Origin of the sequence: Streptococcus sanguinis, from assembly GCF_900475275.1 — a bacterium.
In the GTDB taxonomy this organism is placed as follows: Bacteria; Bacillota; Bacilli; order Lactobacillales; family Streptococcaceae; genus Streptococcus; species Streptococcus sanguinis_N.
In genome coordinates this window covers 1,404,464-1,423,701 of sequence record NZ_LS483364.1, presented here as the reverse complement: position 1 = coordinate 1,423,701, position 19,238 = coordinate 1,404,464, and the positions used below count along the sequence as shown (strand labels likewise).

18 protein-coding genes are annotated in these 19,238 nt (G+C 43.3%); 14 read left to right on the top strand and 4 right to left on the bottom strand.

Annotation, left to right across the window (positions count from 1 at the left end; all coding sequences use genetic code 11):
- Positions 1-150: 150 nt before the first annotated feature.
- On the bottom strand, positions 151-1,800 hold the full coding sequence (gene fbpA, locus DQM55_RS07210; protein WP_002925200.1) for an Rqc2 family fibronectin-binding protein FbpA: 1,650 nt from the start codon (positions 1,798-1,800) through the stop codon (positions 151-153).
- A 281-nt stretch (positions 1,801-2,081) separates the two neighbouring features.
- Here fbpA and DQM55_RS07205 point away from each other — a divergent pair, with 281 nt between their 5' ends.
- The 7 genes from DQM55_RS07205 to DQM55_RS07175 all read left to right on the top strand — a co-directional run bounded on the left by DQM55_RS07205 (position 2,082) and on the right by DQM55_RS07175 (position 10,889).
- Positions 2,082-3,281 (top strand): RES domain-containing protein, encoded by a 1,200-nt coding sequence (locus DQM55_RS07205; RefSeq protein WP_111676942.1) that lies wholly within the window; start codon positions 2,082-2,084, stop codon positions 3,279-3,281.
- Positions 3,282-3,775: 494 nt separating this feature from the next.
- A complete protein-coding gene (gene trpX / locus DQM55_RS07200; RefSeq protein ID WP_002925189.1) occupies positions 3,776-4,783 on the top strand; it encodes a tryptophan ABC transporter substrate-binding protein in 1,008 nt (335 codons plus the stop codon).
- A gap of 318 nt (positions 4,784-5,101) precedes the next feature.
- The gene (pheS, locus tag DQM55_RS07195; protein WP_002904274.1) at positions 5,102-6,151 is read left to right on the top strand and encodes a phenylalanine--tRNA ligase subunit alpha; all 1,050 of its coding nucleotides are present in this window, start codon (positions 5,102-5,104) and stop codon (positions 6,149-6,151) included.
- Between the two features lie 45 nt (positions 6,152-6,196).
- The gene (locus DQM55_RS07190) at positions 6,197-6,706 is read left to right on the top strand and encodes a GNAT family N-acetyltransferase (RefSeq protein ID WP_111675968.1); all 510 of its coding nucleotides are present in this window, start codon (positions 6,197-6,199) and stop codon (positions 6,704-6,706) included.
- A 248-nt stretch (positions 6,707-6,954) separates the two neighbouring features.
- Positions 6,955-9,360 carry a phenylalanine--tRNA ligase subunit beta gene (gene pheT / locus DQM55_RS07185; RefSeq protein ID WP_111676940.1) on the top strand — a complete coding sequence of 802 codons (2,406 nt, stop codon included), beginning with the start codon at positions 6,955-6,957 and terminating at the stop codon, positions 9,358-9,360.
- 158 nt (positions 9,361-9,518) lie between these two features.
- Positions 9,519-9,911 carry a YbgA family protein gene (locus DQM55_RS07180; protein WP_002925182.1) on the top strand — a complete coding sequence of 131 codons (393 nt, stop codon included), beginning with the start codon at positions 9,519-9,521 and terminating at the stop codon, positions 9,909-9,911.
- Between the two features lie 150 nt (positions 9,912-10,061).
- The gene (locus DQM55_RS07175) at positions 10,062-10,889 is read left to right on the top strand and encodes an alpha/beta fold hydrolase (RefSeq protein WP_002925180.1); all 828 of its coding nucleotides are present in this window, start codon (positions 10,062-10,064) and stop codon (positions 10,887-10,889) included.
- Between the two features lie 121 nt (positions 10,890-11,010).
- Here DQM55_RS07175 and DQM55_RS07170 read toward each other — a convergent pair whose 3' ends face one another.
- Together DQM55_RS07170 and DQM55_RS07165 are read right to left on the bottom strand one after the other, a co-directional pair.
- The gene (locus tag DQM55_RS07170; RefSeq protein ID WP_172454740.1) at positions 11,011-12,159 is read right to left on the bottom strand and encodes a cobalamin-independent methionine synthase II family protein; all 1,149 of its coding nucleotides are present in this window, start codon (positions 12,157-12,159) and stop codon (positions 11,011-11,013) included.
- Between the two features lie 131 nt (positions 12,160-12,290).
- A complete protein-coding gene (locus DQM55_RS07165) occupies positions 12,291-12,758 on the bottom strand; it encodes a GNAT family N-acetyltransferase (protein ID WP_111675966.1) in 468 nt (155 codons plus the stop codon).
- Positions 12,759-12,991: 233 nt separating this feature from the next.
- Here DQM55_RS07165 and DQM55_RS07160 point away from each other — a divergent pair, with 233 nt between their 5' ends.
- Both DQM55_RS07160 and DQM55_RS07150 read left to right on the top strand, forming a co-directional pair.
- Positions 12,992-13,462 (top strand): SP_0198 family lipoprotein, encoded by a 471-nt coding sequence (locus DQM55_RS07160; protein WP_111675965.1) that lies wholly within the window; start codon positions 12,992-12,994, stop codon positions 13,460-13,462.
- 181 nt (positions 13,463-13,643) lie between these two features.
- Positions 13,644-14,681, top strand: coding sequence for a zinc-binding dehydrogenase (locus DQM55_RS07150; protein WP_111675963.1), 1,038 nt, complete (start codon positions 13,644-13,646; stop codon positions 14,679-14,681).
- A gap of 70 nt (positions 14,682-14,751) precedes the next feature.
- Here DQM55_RS07150 and DQM55_RS07145 read toward each other — a convergent pair whose 3' ends face one another.
- Positions 14,752-15,477: a hypothetical protein gene (locus DQM55_RS07145; RefSeq protein WP_111675962.1), complete on the bottom strand. Its 726-nt coding sequence runs from the start codon at positions 15,475-15,477 to the stop codon at positions 14,752-14,754.
- 108 nt (positions 15,478-15,585) lie between these two features.
- Between DQM55_RS07145 and DQM55_RS07140 the strand changes: the two genes are divergently transcribed.
- The 5 genes from DQM55_RS07140 to DQM55_RS07120 all read left to right on the top strand — a co-directional run bounded on the left by DQM55_RS07140 (position 15,586) and on the right by DQM55_RS07120 (position 19,236).
- Positions 15,586-16,194, top strand: coding sequence for a TetR/AcrR family transcriptional regulator (locus DQM55_RS07140; protein WP_111675961.1), 609 nt, complete (start codon positions 15,586-15,588; stop codon positions 16,192-16,194).
- Positions 16,195-16,261: 67 nt separating this feature from the next.
- Positions 16,262-17,323 carry an ABC transporter permease gene (locus DQM55_RS07135; protein WP_002925166.1) on the top strand — a complete coding sequence of 354 codons (1,062 nt, stop codon included), beginning with the start codon at positions 16,262-16,264 and terminating at the stop codon, positions 17,321-17,323.
- The gene (locus tag DQM55_RS07130; protein ID WP_002904288.1) at positions 17,324-17,989 is read left to right on the top strand and encodes an ABC transporter ATP-binding protein; all 666 of its coding nucleotides are present in this window, start codon (positions 17,324-17,326) and stop codon (positions 17,987-17,989) included.
- Between the two features lie 9 nt (positions 17,990-17,998).
- Positions 17,999-18,451: a GNAT family N-acetyltransferase gene (locus DQM55_RS07125; protein ID WP_111675960.1), complete on the top strand. Its 453-nt coding sequence runs from the start codon at positions 17,999-18,001 to the stop codon at positions 18,449-18,451.
- 173 nt (positions 18,452-18,624) lie between these two features.
- On the top strand, positions 18,625-19,236 hold the full coding sequence (locus tag DQM55_RS07120; RefSeq protein ID WP_111675959.1) for a TetR/AcrR family transcriptional regulator: 612 nt from the start codon (positions 18,625-18,627) through the stop codon (positions 19,234-19,236).
- Positions 19,237-19,238: the final 2 nt, after the last annotated feature.

Sequence of the window (19,238 nt, the reverse complement as noted above, 5' to 3'; positions counted from 1 at the left end):
TTTCGGAAAAGCTCAAAAATAGGTAGAACTTATGTTCTACCTGTTTTTTTTTAACAAAAAATTGTTGGAATTAATAGAAAGAATCGAAAGCTTCAGCTGGCTAATGACTGTCCTGCTCCTAAGTCAGTTTGATAGTTAAAGAGGGTAACTTTATATCTTCATGCTTTTAATTTTCTCTTCATCCGGTGTGACGCGCAGGGTTTTCTGGCCCGTATAGGTGACAAATCCTGGCTTTCCACCGGTTGGTTTGTTGAGCTTTCTAGTCTCAATCATATCTACTTGGACCAGATTGGAGAGTCTAGCTTTGGAAAAATAGGCTGCTAACTCGGCAGCGTCTGTCTTGACTTCATCGCTGGGCTGAAGATTGCCTGTGATGACCACATGACTACCTGGAATATCCTTGGCGTGAAACCAAAGCTCGTCCTTCTTGGCCATCTTAAACGTCAGCTCGTCATTTTGTAGATTATTGCGTCCAACTAGGATAATAGTTTGGCCATCTGTTGCCAAATATTTCTCCGGTTTCTGTCTTTTGTGGATTTTCTCTCTTTGGCGTCGGCGGATAAAGCCAGTCTGGATTAGTTCCTCCCGAATTTCTGCAATTTCAGTCAGGCTGGCCTGAGAAAGGGCTGTTTCCACGCTCTCTAGGTAGAGAATCGTAGTCCGTGTCTCCTCAATCAAGCTGGTCAGGTGTTTGACGGCTTCCTTGAGCTTCTGGTAACGTTTGAAATAGCGCTGGGCATTTTGGTTGGGAGTCAGGGCCTTGTCAAGCGAGATGATAATCTTCTCACCTGTATAGTAATTATCCAACTCAACCTGGTCCTGATCGTTAGGTACCTGATGGAGAAAGGTAGTTAAGAGCTCCCCTTTTTGACGGAATTCCTCTGCATTCTCCGTTGCTAGAAGTTCTTCCTCTTGCTTAACCAGCTTTTTTCGGTTCTTTTCCAACTCATTTTCTACTCGACGAATCAGTTCGCTAGCCTGCTGGTTGACTCGATCTCGCTCAGCCTTGTCCTTATAGAAAGTGTCCAAAAGCTCGGATAGCGTGGACATTTGGGTCTTGCTGTCGGAAAATAGCAGAGCAGAGAAGGATTTTTCGGTCAGGCTTGGCTGAGTTGGACTGGCAAAAAATGCACGGAAAGTTTTGAGCTTGTCAGCTGTCAGACGGCCACTGAGCTCAGTAGCCGTATCTCGGCCCAATCCCTGAAAAATCTGCTGCAGGCGTTTGGGCTCTAAGTCTTCAGTATGTAAGATTTCAAAGAGCTTTTCATCACCCACAGCGAAAGGATTGAGACTGCCTGTCTGAGGCGGTGCGACATAGGTTGAGCCAGGCAGGATCGTTCGATAGCTATTTTGTGAAAATCCGACATGTTTGATGGCCTCAATAATCTTACCGCTAGCCTTGTCCAAGAGAATGATATTGCTGTGCTTGCCCATGATTTCGATGACCAGAGTCACAGCCACGCTATCGCCGATTTCGTTCTTATTGGAGACGCTGATTTCCAAAATCCGGTCATTCTCCACCTGCTGGATTGCTTCAATAACAGCGCCCTGCAGGTATTTGCGCATCACCATGATAAAGGTATTGGGAACAGCTGGATTTTCAAACGTGGTATCTGTCAGCTGGACGCGCCCAAAGACCGAGTGGGCTGATAAGAGCAGCTTGTGGCTTTTACGGTTGCTGCGAATCTGTAAAACCAGCTCCTGTTCAAAGGGCTGATTAATCTTCTGAATACGGCCGCTCAACAATTCGCGGCTGAGCTCCTCTGTCATGTGGTGTAAAAAAAATCCGTCGAAAGACATCTATATTCTCTCTTTCATAGAAATAACTTCTATCATTATATCATATCACAGAAAATAGACCAGGAAGTTGATGAATATTTCTTGAAAGGGGTCTATACATTAAAAGAAATAATCATAATGTACCCTAATTATTTTTTGAACTGTTTTACAGCAATATGACAATGCAAAGGAATGGAAAAAGAGGAGATTGTGGTATAATGTATATTATTCATAAATAACTTGAAAGCAAGGTATATTATTTGATTTGTACGAGATGTGATGAGTTCAAAAAAGTTTTGGCAGTGGAAGAGTACATTGTAAGAAGTGCTCCAGAAAAAGGAAATTTTCTTGAAGAACTTTTTGATGAATTTTCTGTAAACCAAGAAGTAGAAAGTATATGCCAAAATTGTAGTAATAAAATATCGAAAAGTGAATCTTACTTTGATGACGATGAGTTAATGGAAAGATTGTATCATTTTATTGGAGAGCAACTAACATCTAAAATTGAAGGTTGTCAGTTTTGTTCTCAACCATCAGAAATATTTACCAGTATGCGACATGGTGGATTCTTTGATGAAGAGGATGATGTTGAGGGTATGATTGATGATTTAGATACCTCAATTGAAGTAGGAGAATTTATCTATGATCAATTTGATTTAGATACCATTGATGAAATTGTTAAATCTATGTACTGCCCAGTGTGTGGCTTTGGTTCTGGACCTAATTATGATGAAAAAATAGACTATGGTTTTTTTGATGAGTTTTCGAAAATTTACACAAAAGAATCTTTAGACGAATTTGATGAAAGGTTTTATGGAGAAATTGAAGAAATAGAGAAAGAAGTCAGCTTATTGGCAAATGAATTAACAATGGAAGAGTTAGTTGACTTGAAGGATGAATATATACAAAATAAACTTTATGTTTCTCAAAATAAAGCTTTTTTAAGTCTTGAAGAAGTTATTAAGTCTTTGTATGAAAAGGGAGGTTATTACCCTTTAGCTTCTGGAAGAACAATTTTTAGAACACGAACTATGGAACTTGGCTATCAAATTAGCGAATCACCGCCAGATGACAAATTATGGGAGCCTCCATATGGGGTATCGGGGCATGGAAGGTATAATGATATTGGAGTGAGTGTTCTATATTGTGCTAATAACTTAGATGTTCTTCAAGAAGAAGTTCCTTTAGATCAAGGGAAGGAATATGTATATGCTAAATTTATTCTTAGTAAAACTTTAAAAATGTTTCCAATAAATTTTGTTTTTAAGAGAGGGAAAGATAAACAGAGTGATTTTGATGGACTTATTTCTCAGCCATCAAAATCGGATTCAAAGTCATTTAGGATAGAATATATTATGAGCAATATTGTTGCAGCAATCTGTTCAAAAATAGGATATAACGGAATAGCGTATAAATCTACTAAGTGTCTGGAATCTATAAATTATGCTTTTCTTAGATTTGATAAAGAAAACGAACTTACGATGGTTGAAGTATTTAAATAAAATAGCTTTAATAGAGAAACGTTGGAGATGATTTTATTTTTATTCTAAAAAATGAAGATGATTCTTTGAATATCAGAATAATTAACAATGTATTAAATAATTGGATTTTAATCTTGACATTTTCGTCAGTATACTTTATAATAGTGTAGATTAGAAAGTAATTTATGACTGTCTTTTAGAGAGCCTGTAGTTGGTGCAAACAGGCGGTGGGCATGAACGAAATTGGGCTAATTGATAAAATGAATTTGAAACAATAAGAATTCGGTAGGCACACCTTACAGTGCAGCTTGTTTGATGACAAGACAGAGATATGGGGAATATTAGTTATTTTCCATAATTGAGGTGGCACCGCGATTTACGCCCTCACACAGAGTACCTGTGTGAGGTTTTTTGTTGCTTATTATAAAAAAACAAGGAGAATTGCCTATGTTTAAACGATGGCGTCCCTAGGGATTAAACAGAAAAAATATAAAACATAGAAATGGGGAAAGAACATGAAAAACAAACGATTAATCACTATCTTAGGCCTTCTGGCCGTTTTGGCAATCGGTGGGATAGTCTATTCCAGCCTGAACAGTAAAGGCAATACTACTAAGACTAGTAGTGATAGTCAGACAGTCAAGGTCGGCGTGCTGCAGTATGTCAGCCACCCTTCACTGGATTTGATTTACAAAGGAATCCAGGATGGTCTGGCTGAGGAAGGTTATAAGGGCGACAAGATTAAGATTGACTTTATGAATGCTGAGGGCGATCAGAGTAAGGTTTCTACTATGAGCAAGCAGCTGGTCTCCAATGACAATGATGTGCTGATTGGGATTGCGACTCCGTCTGCACAAGGACTGGCTGCAGCTACTAAGGACAAGCCTATTGTCATGGGAGCTATCACAGATCCGGTCGGAGCAAACCTAGTGAAAAATCTGGACAATCCAGGGGGCAATATCACTGGTGTCTCTGACCGCAATCCAGCTAAGCAACAGCTAGAGCTGATTAAAAAATTAACTCCAGATGTTAAGACTATCGGTGCGCTATATTCTAGCAGCGAAGACAATTCTAAAACTCAAGTGGAAGAGTTCAAAAAATTGGCTGAAGAGGCAGGCTACAAGGTAGAGGAATACTCTGTTCCGTCCACAAATGAAATTGCTTCAACCATGAATGTCATGACTGGCAAGGTTGACGCTATCTGGATTCCAATTGACAATACCATTGCATCAGCTTTTGCGACAGTTGTGTCCAGCAATAAAGAAGCTAAGAAACCGATTTATCCAAGTGCAACAGCCATGGTAGAAGAAGGTGGTCTTGCCTCTGTCGTTGTAGACCAGTATGACCTAGGTGTTGCGACTGGAAAAATGGCAGCTAAAGTCCTTAAAGGTGCTAAACCTGCTGATACTGCAGTAGATATTTTTGATACAGGTAAATCTGTTATCAATACCAAAAATGCGAAAGAACTTGGCATTACTGTACCAGAAGATGTTCTGAAAGAAGCAGGACAAGTGATTAAATAGAAAGAAGGAAGTCTGTTGTTTGACAGGCTTCTTTTTCTCGATAGTCTCTTCTTGTAAATTCTTTAACTGAGCTTGCGAAATGTTTAGAAATCTGTTAGAATGAAATATAACTGAATAGCAATCCGCAAGACCAGTAACCTAGGGGAAGTTTAACAGGGAGGGGAGCCATCGACTGAAAGCTCTCTAGATGAAAGCTAGGCGAATTCACTTGCTCTAGGATTGATAAGTAAGGTCTGGCTTGCCAGATAAAAAACGGATGGTACCGCGTGTCAACGCTCCGCTTATGGAGATTGGCGCGCTTTTTATTTTGGAGGGAAAATGACGAAAACGATTGAAGAACAATTGAAAAGCCTGCGCGAAGAGACTCTGGCTTCTCTCAAGCAGCTCAAGGCGGAGAATCAAAAAGAACTGCAGGACTTGCGTGTAGCTGTCTTAGGTAAGAAGGGTTCGCTGACTGAAGTCCTAAAAGGGATGAAGGATATTTCAGCTGAAATGCGGCCGATTATCGGGAAGCATGTCAATGAAGCGCGTGATATTCTGACAGCAGCCTTTGAAAAGACTGCTCAAGAGATGGAAGAGCAATTAGTAGCTCTGAAACTGGCTGAGGAATCCTTGGATGTGACCCTGCCAGGCCGTCAAATTCCGGTTGGGAACCGTCATATTCTTAGCCAAACTAGTGAGGAAATCGAAGATATTTTCATCGGAATGGGCTATCAGGTCGTGGACGGCTTTGAAGTGGAAAAGGACTATTACAACTTTGAGCGGATGAATCTGCCTAAGGACCACCCAGCACGGGATATGCAAGACACTTTCTACATTACAGAGGAGATTTTGCTCAGAACCCACACCAGTCCGGTACAGGCGCGAGCTATGGATGCTCATGACTTTTCTAAAGGGCCACTCAAGATGATCTCACCGGGGCGCGTTTTCCGACGGGATACCGATGATGCGACTCACTCCCACCAGTTCCATCAGATTGAAGGCTTGGTGGTTGGAGAAAATATTTCCATGGCCAACCTGCAAGGAACACTGCAGCTGATTGTCCAGAAGATGTTTGGCCAAGACCGCAGTATCCGTCTGCGTCCGTCATACTTCCCATTCACAGAGCCGTCTGTTGAAGTGGATGTTTCCTGCTTCAAGTGTGGCGGTGCCGGCTGTAATGTCTGCAAGAAGACTGGCTGGATTGAGATTATGGGAGCTGGTATGGTGCATCCGCGAGTACTGGAAATGAGCGGTATTGATGCAGAGAAATACTCTGGATTTGCCTTTGGTCTCGGTCAAGAGCGGGTAGCTATGCTCCGCTACGGTATCAACGATATTCGTGGCTTCTACCAAGGAGATATTCGTTTTTCTCAGCAGTTTAAGTAGAAACCTGTATTCATAGATACAGCTTTTCTGAGAAAGGAGTGCAGTATGCTAGTCAGAGTCAAGAAAGAAGAAGCGAGTCTCTTGCGGGAGTTGGAGGTCGCGACCTATCAAGAAACTTTTGGTCCTTTTATCAAGGAAGCTGATATGGCACATTATTTTGACAATGAGCTGTCGCTTGCAACTATCGAAAAGGAGCTAGAAGATCCTGAGTCAGAGACTTATTTTGTTGTCAAAGACGGTGAAATTGCTGGTTTTCTGAAGTTTAACTGGGGACAGGCTCAAACGGAGCAAGAACTGCCACAGGCCTTTGAGGTTCAGCGAATCTATGTCTTGAAAGCCTACCATGGTCAAGGCTTGGGCAAGGAAATGTTTGAATTTGCCTTAGATGAAGCCGAGAAACGAGGCTTTGACTGGGTCTGGCTAGGCGTCTGGGAAAAGAATTTTAGAGCTCAAGATTTTTACTTCAAATATGGCTTTGAAAAATTCAGCCAGCACGACTATATCACTGGTGAGACGGTAGACACAGACTGGCTACTGCGCAAGAAATTGAAATAAACAAGAAAATTTAAAGAGAGGAAATGAATACGACCTAAAAGCTCGAAATTTAGATGATTTGTCTCTGAAATCAGGATTTCAGACAAGTCCCTAAAATTTGGTCGGTCAAGTTCCTCAGCGATAGAATAGAGAAAGGAATTGAATCCGGGCTAAAAACTCGGAAAAAGGATAGATTTGCGAGCATTCATCGAATGCTTGAACAAATCTCCTATTTTTCAGTCGTTTTTGACGCCCTTGGTATCTTAAATATGCTAGTAAGTTATAAGTGGTTAAAAGAGTTAGTAGACATTGATGTGGCGAGCGCTGAGCTGGCTGAGAAAATGTCAACGACAGGAATTGAAGTGGAAGGTGTGACATCACCAGCTGCTGGCTTGTCAAAAATTGTTGTTGGTGAGGTGGTATCGTGTGAGGATGTTCCAGATACTCACCTGCATGTCTGTCAAGTCAATGTCGGAGAAGAGGTGAACAGTCAGATTGTCTGTGGTGCTCCAAATGTTCGCGCAGGCATCAAGGTTATGGTGGCTTTGCCAGGTGCTCGCATTGCCGACAATTATAAGATTAAAAAAGGAAAAATCTGTGGCTTGGAGTCACTGGGCATGATCTGCTCTCTCGGTGAGCTGGGCATTTCTGATTCTGTCGTGCCAAAGGAATTTGCGGATGGCATTCAAATCCTGCCTGAAGAAGCAGTGCCAGGTGAGGAAGTCTTCTCTTATCTGGACTTGGACGATGAGATTATCGAACTTTCCATCACACCAAACCGAGCTGATGCTCTGTCTATGCGTGGGGTGGCTCATGAAGTGGCTGCCATCTATGACAAGTCAGTACATTTTAAAGATTTTCCGCTGGTGGAAAATGAAAAGCAGGCAGCTGACAGCCTTTCAGTAGCCCTTGAGACAGAGAAAGCCTCTTACTACGCAGCTCGTATCTTGGAAAATGTCACCATTGCCCCAAGTCCTCAATGGCTGCAAAATCTCCTCATGAACGAAGGAATCCGTCCGATTAACAATGTAGTGGACGTGACCAACTATATCCTGCTCTACTTTGGTCAGCCCATGCATGCCTTTGATCTGGATACGTTTGAGGGTGACCAGATTGTCGTGCGGGAAGCGAGTGCTGGTGAAAAACTGGTGACGCTGGACGGTGAAGAGCGCGAGCTGGAAGTTAGCGACCTAGTCATCACTGTAGCGGACAAACCAGTAGCCCTTGCAGGTGTTATGGGGGGGCAAGCAACAGAAATTTCCGGTCAGTCCACTCGTGTTGTTCTGGAGGCAGCAGTCTTTGATGGTAAATCAATCCGCAAGACCAGCGGTCGCCTTAACCTACGCTCGGAATCATCTTCCCGCTTTGAAAAAGGGATCAACGTGGCAACTGTTAATGAAGCTTTGGATGCGGCAGCAAGCATGATTGCGGACTTGGCAGGAGCGACTGTTCAGGCTGGGATTGTATCCGCTGGCAGCTTAGACACTAGCGATGTAGAAGTGGTGTCCAGTCTCGCGGATGTCAACCGAGTTTTAGGAACGGACTTGTTGTATACAGATATCGTGGATGTCTTCCGCAGACTTGGCTTTGGCTTATCAGGAAATGCTGAACAGTTCACTGTCAGTGTCCCTCGCCGTCGCTGGGATATTTCAATCGAAGCGGACCTCTATGAAGAAATTGCCCGTATTTACGGCTATGACAAATTGCCAGCTAGCCTGCCAAAAGATGACGGGACTGCTGGTGAATTGACTGCAACGCAGCAACTGCGACGTCAAGTACGGACCTTAGCAGAGGGAGCTGGACTGACAGAAATCATCACCTACGCTTTGACGACGCCAGAAAAGGCGGTTGAGTTCACTCTCAATCCTAGCAATTTGACTGAGCTCATGTGGCCGATGACAGTAGAGCGCTCTGTTCTTCGTCAGAACATGGTTTCTGGGATTTTGGACTCCCTAGCCTACAATGTGGCTCGTAAAAATAAGAACCTAGCCCTCTATGAGATTGGTAAGGTCTTTGAGCAGACTGGCGATCCTAAGGAAGATCTGCCAAACGAAATCAATAGCTTTGCCTTTGCTTTGACAGGACTTGTTAATGAAAAAGATTTCCAGACCAAGCCAGTAGCAGTTGATTTTTTCTATGCTAAGGGTGTAGTGGAAGCACTCTTTGCTAAGTTGGGCTTGACTGCTGAATACGCGGCTAACAGCCAGATTAAGAGTTTGCATCCTGGGCGGACTGCTTTAATTTCTATCAAAGGACAGCCTGTCGGCTTTGTCGGTCAAGTCCATCCTGCGACAGCCAAGGCTTACGATATTCCTGAAACTTATGTGGCTGAGCTCAACCTGTCTGCTATCGAAGAGCAACTCCAGCCAGCACAGCCATTTACAGAAATCACTAAATTCCCAGCTGTCAGCCGTGATGTGGCACTCTTGCTCAAGGCTGAAATCACTCACCAAGAGGTCCTTGATGCAATCCAAGCAGCTGGTGTCAAGCGCTTGACCGATATTAAGCTCTTTGATATCTTCTCTGGTGACAAGCTGGGTGTTGGCCTCAAATCTATGGCCTACAGCCTGACTTTCCAAAATCCAGAAGCTAGCCTGACCGACGAAGAAGTGGCTAAATACATGGAAAAAATCGAAAAATCTCTGACCGAAAAACTTGGTGCAGAGGTACGTTAATGAACGATTCCCCAGTTATGTGGTTGGGGATTTTGATTCATACTCTTCTAAAACCTATTCAAATCATTGTTGATTTGCTTTCTATCTTACTAGGATGCGAGCAGTGATGCAGATGAACGAGTAGTGTTTGAAATTGAAAATCAGTAGGGGAAGTAATCATGGAAAATGTAAACCAAATCTCCCAATGTCAGACTCTTTGGGCTAGAAATAAATATCTGGTTCTCAGTCATTCCAGTAAGATTTATCTGGAAATCCGCCAATATCTGAAAAGTGACTCGGTGGAAGCAGCACATGTTCAAGGCTTGATTGACCAGGCAGTAACCCTGCCTGAAAACCGAGGTCAGGTCTGCAATGCCTTTCAGCATGTTTGGGGCTATTTTAAGAAAAAAGTCAGCACTTCAGAAAAAGAAGATTTTATGCATCTTTTGCTTCGTTACCAATCCGGTCAGGCTGAGCAGAAAGACTTGGTAAGAGCTGTAAGGGATCTGCTAGTCAAGTACCCTAATCCTTATCTGCAGCAGTCGACCTTGTTATTTGGGGATGAGGCATGAAGCTCTGAAATCAAGGGGAAAGAATAAGTTTGCTCGTCTAGTAGCTTTGAGGGGTGTAGATGATAAGAATAATTTGTTAGGCTCATAAACAATATTATTTTGACTAGTTTCGATAAAGGATCCACCTCGAGCAAAACGTGTCTTTAAGGTATGATTGGAGAAAAAATGTTTTTTACTTATCAGGGAAATAAATTATATTATAAAGTGATTGGTCAAGGAAAGCCAGTCTTGGCAATTCATGGTTTGGGCTGTTCATCTGAATTGATGGAAGGATGCTTGGAACCTATTTTTGAGAAACATGCTGACTATAAAAGGATTTATTTAGATTTGCCTGGCATGGGTAGGTCTGATGCCAATCCTGCTTTTGCAAGTGCGGATGCGATTTTAGAGATGCTCTTGAACTTTATAGAGACTGTAATCAGCGGACACTCCTTTCTCTTAGCTGGAGAGTCTTATGGTGGTTATCTTGCTCGAGGAATTTTGGCTAAGAAAAGGTCGGAGATTGATGGTTTGCTGCTTATTTGTCCAGTAGTTGTACCCAATCCGCAAGAAAGAATTCTGCCAAAAGACAGCCTGCTAATTAGAGAGGTAGGTTTTGATATAGCAGGCAAAAGCGAAGATTTCGTTGATTTAGCGATTTTACAGACTAAAGAAACTTATCGACGGTTTGCAAAAGAAATCCTAGTAGGGCTTCAGATGATGAATGCTCCCTTTGTCCAAAAGCTGCAAGAAAACTATGCTTTTTCGTTTGAAGTGGATCAAGGGATACAGGAAAAGGGCTATGACAAGCCCAGCCTTTTTATAGCAGGAAAGCAAGATCAAGTCGTGGGCTTCCAGCAGTTAGCCCAGCTGTCTCACTATTATCCAAGGGCAACTCATGCTGTAATGGATCTTGCTGGCCATAATGCACAGATAGATCAGGAGGCTCTCTTTACGGCCTTGGTTGAAAATTGGCTCAAGCGAATTGAACTTTCCTGATACTCCAAGATTTAATATGTTGAACAGATGCAGATGAAACTGGAGTTCATCTAAGAGATCTAATACAGTCCACAATTGATTTTAAAAGCATAGAAAAAAGCGGTCACACCGCTTTTTTTGCTTATTTTCCCCAGAATTTTTGGGCGATTTCTTGGCCTTGTTTTATTTTGGCCCATTGTTGCTCAATGGTGAGTTCGTTTCCAGAGTCACAAGAGGCGAAGCCACATTGGTGGGAGAGCAGGAGTCGCTCTTTTGGTAGAACAGTTGCTGCTTTCTCGAGGAGGTCTAGGACGCGTTTTTCGTCATCCAAGCCTGTCGTCTTACTGGAGAGCAGTCCTAAAACAACTTCTGCATCTTTGTCCTTCAAAGCTGCTAGGGCTGAGACATCTCCAGCCACGTCACTGTCCCACTCTAGGAAGTAGCGATCATAGTGTTGGTCGCGCAGGAATTTTTCCGCGATAGCTTCGTAGGTACCCTCAGCAGCAGAGCGGCTTTCGTAGTTACCACGGCAGTTGTGGGTCCAGACAGTCAGTCCAAGCTCATGGGCGTAGTCTACGACTTCGTTATTAATAGCGACAAACTCGTCTGCTAGGTCAGCCAGACTAGCATTCCCCTCCGCAAAGAAGCTAGCAGGATTGGACTCGTCAAAGAGTTCCCAGAGGCAGTCGTCAAACTGGATAATCTGTCCGCCAGCTGCCTTATAGTCGTCCAAAAATTCCTTATAGGCTTGAATCAAGCCTTTTTTCAAATCTTCATTGGTCTCATAAACTTGTCCTGGTCCCGCTAAGCGGTCAAAGACAGCTAACTCAGTATAAGCATGGGCAGGCCCCCAGACAGTCAGCTTAGTATCTTCACCAGCAGCCTCTTCCTTGACTAGCTTATAAATCTCGATAAAGTGATGGTTTTTACCAGAGAGTGGTGCTGTGATGCGGATACCAATGTCCTTGCGGGTCTCGTATTGCCCACCGTCGTGGTCCTTGAAGGTATAGCCGTGGTCAGCAATGTAGCGCTCAATTCCCTTAAGTCCCCAGACAAAGTCCAGATGCCACATAGACTTGGAGTATTCTCCATCCGTCAGGATGTCAATTCCCTTAGCCTTTTGCTCAGCAATAATCTCCTTGATGTCAGCTGTCTCCGTCTCATGGTAGCCTGGGAAGCTGTCGTAGAAGGGGTACTGAATATCATCGCGGTGCTCAATTTCTGTCTTATACTGGCGGAGATTTTCTGGGCGCAGAAGGGATCCAACCAGTTGAAATTTTGATTTTGTCATAAGATTTCTCACTTTCATTAGGGATTATGGTCCATTGTATCGAAAATTCCTCGGCAAATAAAATAGTTAATTATACTGGTAGGGTATAGCCGAAAACTATTGCTCGCGCTTCCTGAAATTTTTCCTTCAAATCAAAGTATCTTCTCCATTACAGTTTCCTGAGCCTGAAGCCCTAATCGCTCATAGAAACGCAGAGCTCCGACATTGTCGTTCCAAACATTGAGAGTCAGATTATAGCAGCCGATTTTCCGAGCATAGTCTTCCGCAAAGCGGTAAAGCTGCTCGCCAACCTTTTGCCCTCTGGCTTTCTCATCTACACATAAATCCTCAATAAAAAGTGTCTTGATGGGATTGAGTACAGGACTGTTCGGTTCCTTGATGGAGCAGAAGAGGTGACCGAGGATTTCTCTGGATTCACTTTCAAAGACGAAAATAGGGGTGGAATCCTGGCATAGAATCTTCTCAAGTTCTTCATTGTTAAATTTGCTTCCCTGATCTTTAAAAATATCTGGCCGAGCTTGATGATGAACCAGCAGGACTTGCTGGAGGAGTTCTTGTAGTGCAGGAATATCGCTGACTTGGGCTTTTCTGATTGGCATAATTTTCTCCATTCATCTTTTATAGAATCATTATACGACAGGGAACTATTTTGTCAAGCGAGCTCGGAAAGACTAACAGAACAAGTAGCGCCTGACTATCAAAGGTCAGTCAGAGTGATTGATTTCGTCAAGGTGTATTTCCTTATAATAAAAACTATTTTTTCTTGACAAATGAAACAGACAAGTGTAGAATATAAGTATAAACTACAAATGTAGAAAAAGGAGAAAAGGATATGACTATTACAAAAAAAGCCTTTATCGGAATTCTATCTCTGACAGCAGCGGTCCTATTGACTGCTTGCTCAGGCAATACTAACCAAGGAGGGAATACTAGTTCATCACAGAATACACAAGGCCAAACATCACAATCTGCGCAAAATCAGACTTCGCAGTCATCAGCTGCATCTTCCTCTAATCAGCCTTCTTCATCATCAAATGCAGGGCAGGCTACTAATCTAGACGGGCGCTACCAAGCAACCGACCATGATGGTGACCAGCATGTCCTGGAAATCAATGGTACGACTGGTACTTGGACTGAGACCGAGGTCGATGGCAGTAAGGAAATCAAGCAGGTACAAGTAGATAGCGCTAATCAAAGACTGATAGTCGGCGATGATGTCAAAAGTTACCGCCAAAATGGCAATCAGCTGATTGTGGACGAATTGGATGATGATCCAGACACTCTGACCTTTACCAAGCAGTAAAGCGCTTTTCATTCTGCTCAGGACAACAGGATGAGCAGTGAGGAAATCAAACTAGGAAACTCTGAGAATGGAGTTTCCTTTTTTTATAAAAATTTTATCTTAAATGATGTCAAATATTTGACTTGAAGGGTGCTTTAAGTTGTATAATAGTTGCAATAAAGATATCAAAGGAGAAGAAACGATGAAATTGGCAGTTTATACAAAAGCGGGTCAAGTTGGGCTCGCTGACATTGATAGTCCGCAAATTATTGAGGCAGATGATGCCATTATTCGGATTGTTCGGACCTGTGTCTGTGGCTCTGACCTATGGCGCTACCGCAGTCCAGATATTGAAGCAGGCCATCAAAATAGCGGGCATGAAGCTATTGGAATTGTCGAAGAAATTGGCGATGCAGTAACGACTGTTAAACCTGGCGATTTTGTTATTGCTCCATTTACTCATGGATGCGGGCAATGTGATGCCTGCCGTGCAGGATTTGACGGTACCTGTGATTCTCATATTGGGAATAACTGGTCAGACGGGGTGCAAGCAGAATATATGCGCTTCGAATTTGCTAACTGGGCTCTTATCAAAATTCCGGGCCAGCCCTCTGATTATACAGAAGGCATGCTCAAATCACTCTTGACATTGGCTGATGTCATGCCGACGGGTTACCATGCTGCGCGAGTGGCAGATGTTAAGCCTGGTGATAAGGTGGTCGTGATTGGTGATGGGGCTGTGGGACAATGCGCTGTTATCGCTGCTAAAATGCGTGGTGCTTCCCAAATCGTTCTTATGAGCCGTCACGAAGATCGACAAAAGATGGCCTTGGAATCCGGTGCGACAGCTGTTGTTGCAGAACGTGGCGAAGACGGAATTGCCAAGGTCCGTGAAATCCTTGGTGGTGGTGCAGATGCAGCTCTGGAATGTGTTGGAACAGAAGCAGCTGTTGATCAAGCTCTGGGAGTTCTTCACAACGGTGGTCGCTTAGGCTTTGTCGGTGTGCCACACTATAATAACCGAGCACTTGGTTCTACCTTTGCTCAAAATATTACAGTGGCAGGAGGAGCAGCCTCAGTCACAACTTACGACAAGCAAATCTTGCTCAAGGCAGTTCTTGACGGTGATATTAATCCGGGAAAGGTCTTTACTTCAAGTTACAAACTGGAAGATATCGATCAAGCTTATAAGGATATGGATGAACGCAAGACCATTAAGTCCATGATTGTCTTTGATTAGGTGTAGAAGAAAACAGCCTTGCTGCAGTCTCTTTAAGATGGCAGTAGGCTGTTTTTGTATGGAAGGAAATTCATTCTTTATGCTCTTTGCACCAAGCTATCCACTTTGACCATTCGGCGGCCAAGTGGAGCTGGTGTTCTTTGATAAGGCTGTCTGGACAAAGGCTGGGGAATTCAACACAGAATCGGGCTTCTAGGCCTTTTTCTGTGTCGCGAAACTGATGGCGAATACCACCGATATTGCAACCATTCGCTAGACTGGCGGCACCGACAGTTTGGAAGGGATAAGACGCATCACGAGGCTCCTCTATCTCAGCTTCACCACCAAGGTTAAGAAAAAACTGTGTCGGCAGCGGGCTGTTTCCTGCGGTCTCAATGACTTCTAGTTTGTCGCCGTGTGGCTGCATGGCATAATGGTCTGGACAGGCACCAAGATTGACTCTTTTATGAACATTTGTCTTTTCTAACATCAATTTTTCTAGCCTTTTACTGAAAGAAGCAGCAGTCAGTCCACTTGCAAAAATCGTGATGATAGCTCTTTTTCGTGGTTTCTTGGACCATTTGGCCGCCCATTTCATCAAACATTGGCTCCATTTGAGTTTGGTTCCGATTTGCTGGATTAGCTCTTCGTATGTCAGCTTCATTTTTGCTTCCAGTAGGGCTTGGTCTAAAATCTCCGTGTTGTCAGTATTAGGTAGCTGTAGATTAAGTATCTTAGCTGCTTTATGGATTCTCTTCTTCCGCCAGTGCTCAATTCTTTCTTGACTGACTTCCTTTTGATTGATAATAATCTTCATTTTTAATCCTCTTGTTCTTGTCTTCTGCTTATATTTATTATATAGTGGGAGCTGGATGGTAGACAAGCATCAATTTTAGAGAGACTGTTGCATTTTGAGGTGAATGGCATGTATGAGAAAAAAAGAAGAAAGACAGAAAAGCAGATAGAGACTAGCTTGCTGCAGTTGATGAAAGAGCAGACTTTTGAGACAATCAGCATTCGCCAATTGATTGACTTGGCGGAGGTGAATCGCAGTACTTTTTATCGGTATTATTTGGATAAATATGATCTGCTGGAGAAGATAGAAGACCGCTTGCTAGATGATTTGCAGGCCTATTATCAAGAGGCTCTAGAGTCTGCCTGCTTGTTCAAGTTAGAAAAGGATTTTAAAGTGGAAGACTATATCCATGAGAAACAAAATCTTTTTCATTTTTTTGAGCCTTACTTGGAAGACTTGGCCATTCTTTTAGGTCCAAATGGCAGTCCAACTAGTTCGAGGCGATTGCAGGAAGCTTTGAGGGAGATTTTCTCGCAGAGTATTTCCTTGGCTGATCCACATTTAGAGGAGGTTGAGGTGGACTTGCTCCTGAATCATCAAGCCGCGTCCTTTATGGGAACCCTGACTTACTGGCTGGCTCATCCTCTCTACAAGGCTCAGCAAATGAGTGATTTTCATGCTAGGGTGACCTCTGTCGGTCTGGCGGGCTTTGTTAGAGAGCATATGGAGGGGGATTGACAGGATAGTTTTTCCAGCTTGCTTCTTTATGGTATAATAGTCTCGAATATCTCGAAGGAGGACAGCTTTGTTTTTAGCTTTTAAAGAGATTGTCTACAGCCGCGGACGCTATCGTTTAGTGGTTGCTGTGGTCTTTCTCATTACCTATATGGTTTTCTTTTTATCTAGTCTTTCCGTCGGTTTGGCTAGGCTCAATCGCCTGGCTTTGGACCAATGGCAGGCTGAATCGATCGTTTTGTCAGAGTACGCCAATAAGAATCTAATAGCTTCGACTCTCAAGGAAGAGGAATACAGCCGCCTGCTTCAAGGGGACTCAATTGCGGCTTTGGGACAGACGTCAGCAGTGGCCAATTATGAAGATGGGACTGATAAACTCAATGCTCAGGTTTTTGGTCTCTCTTGGGATAGTTTTCTGGCGCCTGACATTATTGAGGGACGTCCTGCTGAGAATGCTTATGAAGTTATTGCGGATAAGCGTCTGCAGCAAAAAGGTGTCAAACTAGGGGACCAGCTTCAGCTCAATGGCAGTGAGCGCCTCTATCAGGTTGTTGGTTTCACAGAGGATAATAGCTTCTTTACGCAACCTGTAATTTTTATGGATCTAGATGATTTCAGGGAATTAAAGTACGGCTCTAGTCAGGTTAAGAATATCAGCGCACTTGTGGTCAAGGATGGTCAGAAGATTGAAGAAGCAGGACTTAGTCAGCTCTCTATGAGTGATTTTATAGAAAATATCCCTGGTTATCAGCCTCAGGTACTGACTTTTTCCTTTATGATTGGGGCAATGGTTCTGATTACATTTTTGGTATTGGGAATTTTCATGTATATTATTACCATCCAAAAGACGCATCTTTACGGTATTATGCGCGCCCAAGGAATTGCCAGTGGGAAGATTATTGCTTCTATTTTTTGGCAGATTTTCATCCTGTCCACTCTGGGAATCAGCTTAGCTGTTTTGGCTCTCTTGGGAACCCAGCTAGTCTTGCCGGCTTCTATGCCTTTTTACAGTGACTGGAGAGCTTATGCTGGATTGATTGTCCTGATTGTGTTCATGTCACTGGCTGGCGGACTCTTGTCCATTCATCGGGTTCTGAAAATTGACCCTATCACAGCGATTGGAGGTGAGTAAATGTCAATCATAGAACTAAAAGGGGTTACAAAAGAATATGGTCAGGGGCATACGCTGGTCCAAGCCCTGAAACCAACTGATTTCCGATTGGAAGCGGGGCAGTTTGTAGCTATTATTGGGCCATCAGGCTCAGGTAAAACAACCTTTCTGACCTTGCTGGGCCATTTGCAAACTCCCTCAAAAGGACAGATTCTTCTGCATGGGAAAGATACTTCCCAGCTCAAGGAAAAGGAACGAGCTGCTCTACGCTTCAATGATTTCGGCTTTATTTTGCAGGCTTCCAATCTCATACCTTTTTTGAAAATTGAAGACCAGTTTCAGCTGATTGACCGCTTATCTAAAAAGGAGAGAACAGATCTAGACAGTCTGATTGAGCTGTTGGATCTTAAAGGAACACTCAAGCAGTATCCGAAAGAGTTGTCCGGCGGAGAACGGCAGCGAGCTGCTATCGCCCGAGCACTTTACAATAGCCCTGATATTATCTTGGCTGATGAGCCGACAGCTAGTCTGGATACAGAGCGGGCCAAGCGCGTGGTCCATTTGCTCAAAGAGGTGACCCAGAAATTCCATAAGAGTGTAGTCATGATTACCCATGATACCCGCCTGCTGGACGAGGTTGACAAGGTTTATGAGATGCAAGACGGAGTGCTGACTCAAGTTCGATAAAGCTTTAGAATGGTTTATGCAATCAAACAAAAAAAGGAGAGGACTACGATTCATTATAAAACAAATCCGCAGCTAGATTTTGCTGCTGTACTAGATCTCTATGCTTCGGTTGGTTGGAGCAATTACATCAATTATCCTCGTCGGTTAGAGCAAGCCTTCCATCAGTCTTTGTTTGTGATGGCGGCCTATGATGAAGACAAGTTGGTTGCTTTGATTCGAGCGGTCGGAGATGGGCTTACCATTGTCTTTATTCAGGATTTGTTGGTGTATCCGCAGTACCAGCGTAAGGGAATTGGCCGAAGCCTTCTTCAGCAGACGTTGGAAAGATTTAAGAATGTTTACCAAATCCAGTTGGCAACGGAGCAGTCAGATAAAAATCTAGCTTTTTATCGAGAGCTCGGCTTTCGCCGACAGGAAGATTTCGACTGTACTGGCATGATTTATGCACCTAATAAAAAATAAAATTCTAGAGGAGCTTGTTCGCAAGCTCCTTTTGTTATGTTTACAAGAGGAAAAGGAATAGAACTAGACCGATGAAAATATTTCGCGGTCTCTTTTGTTTTTCCTTGACAGTTAAATTGTCAGAATTTATAATAAAAGAAGAAAGGCGATAACAGTGTTATCGAATTAAAATCATGAAAAAAGAAACAGATGAGTTAAACGAAAAAATCTTGGAAAGCGCGAGGAGTGAGTTCTTAGTTTATGGGTATCAGGATGCTTCACTTCGGAGAATTTGTCGCGCTGCTGGCTTGACGACTGGGGCACTTTATAAGCGCTATGAGAGTAAGGACAGTCTCTTTACTGCTCTGCTTGAGCCCACTCTAACAGCCTTAGACCAGTATGGACAAGAGCAGAAGCGACGTGACTATGCTTTCTTAGAAGAGGGACACCTGTCTGACATGTGGGCCCATCGCTTGGAAGATCTCCAGTCCCTGATGCGGATTCTCTATGAGCATAAGGATATTATGCAGCTCTTGCTCTTTAAATCTCAGGGATCTTCTCAAGCGGACTTCAGGATGCGTCTGCCTCATTTGGCTGCAGACGAGACTTATCGCTATTTGGAGCTGGCTTACAAAGAGGGTAAGATCAATCATTTGGTCAAACACGAGTTTCTGCGATCGTGCATGACAGCTTATTACACAGCTGTATTTGAGCCCTTGGCTAAAGACTGGCCCCAAGAGCAGGCGCTGAAATTTTGCCATTCCATCATGGACTTGTTTGACTGGGGAGGTTTGCTAGGTTTTTGATA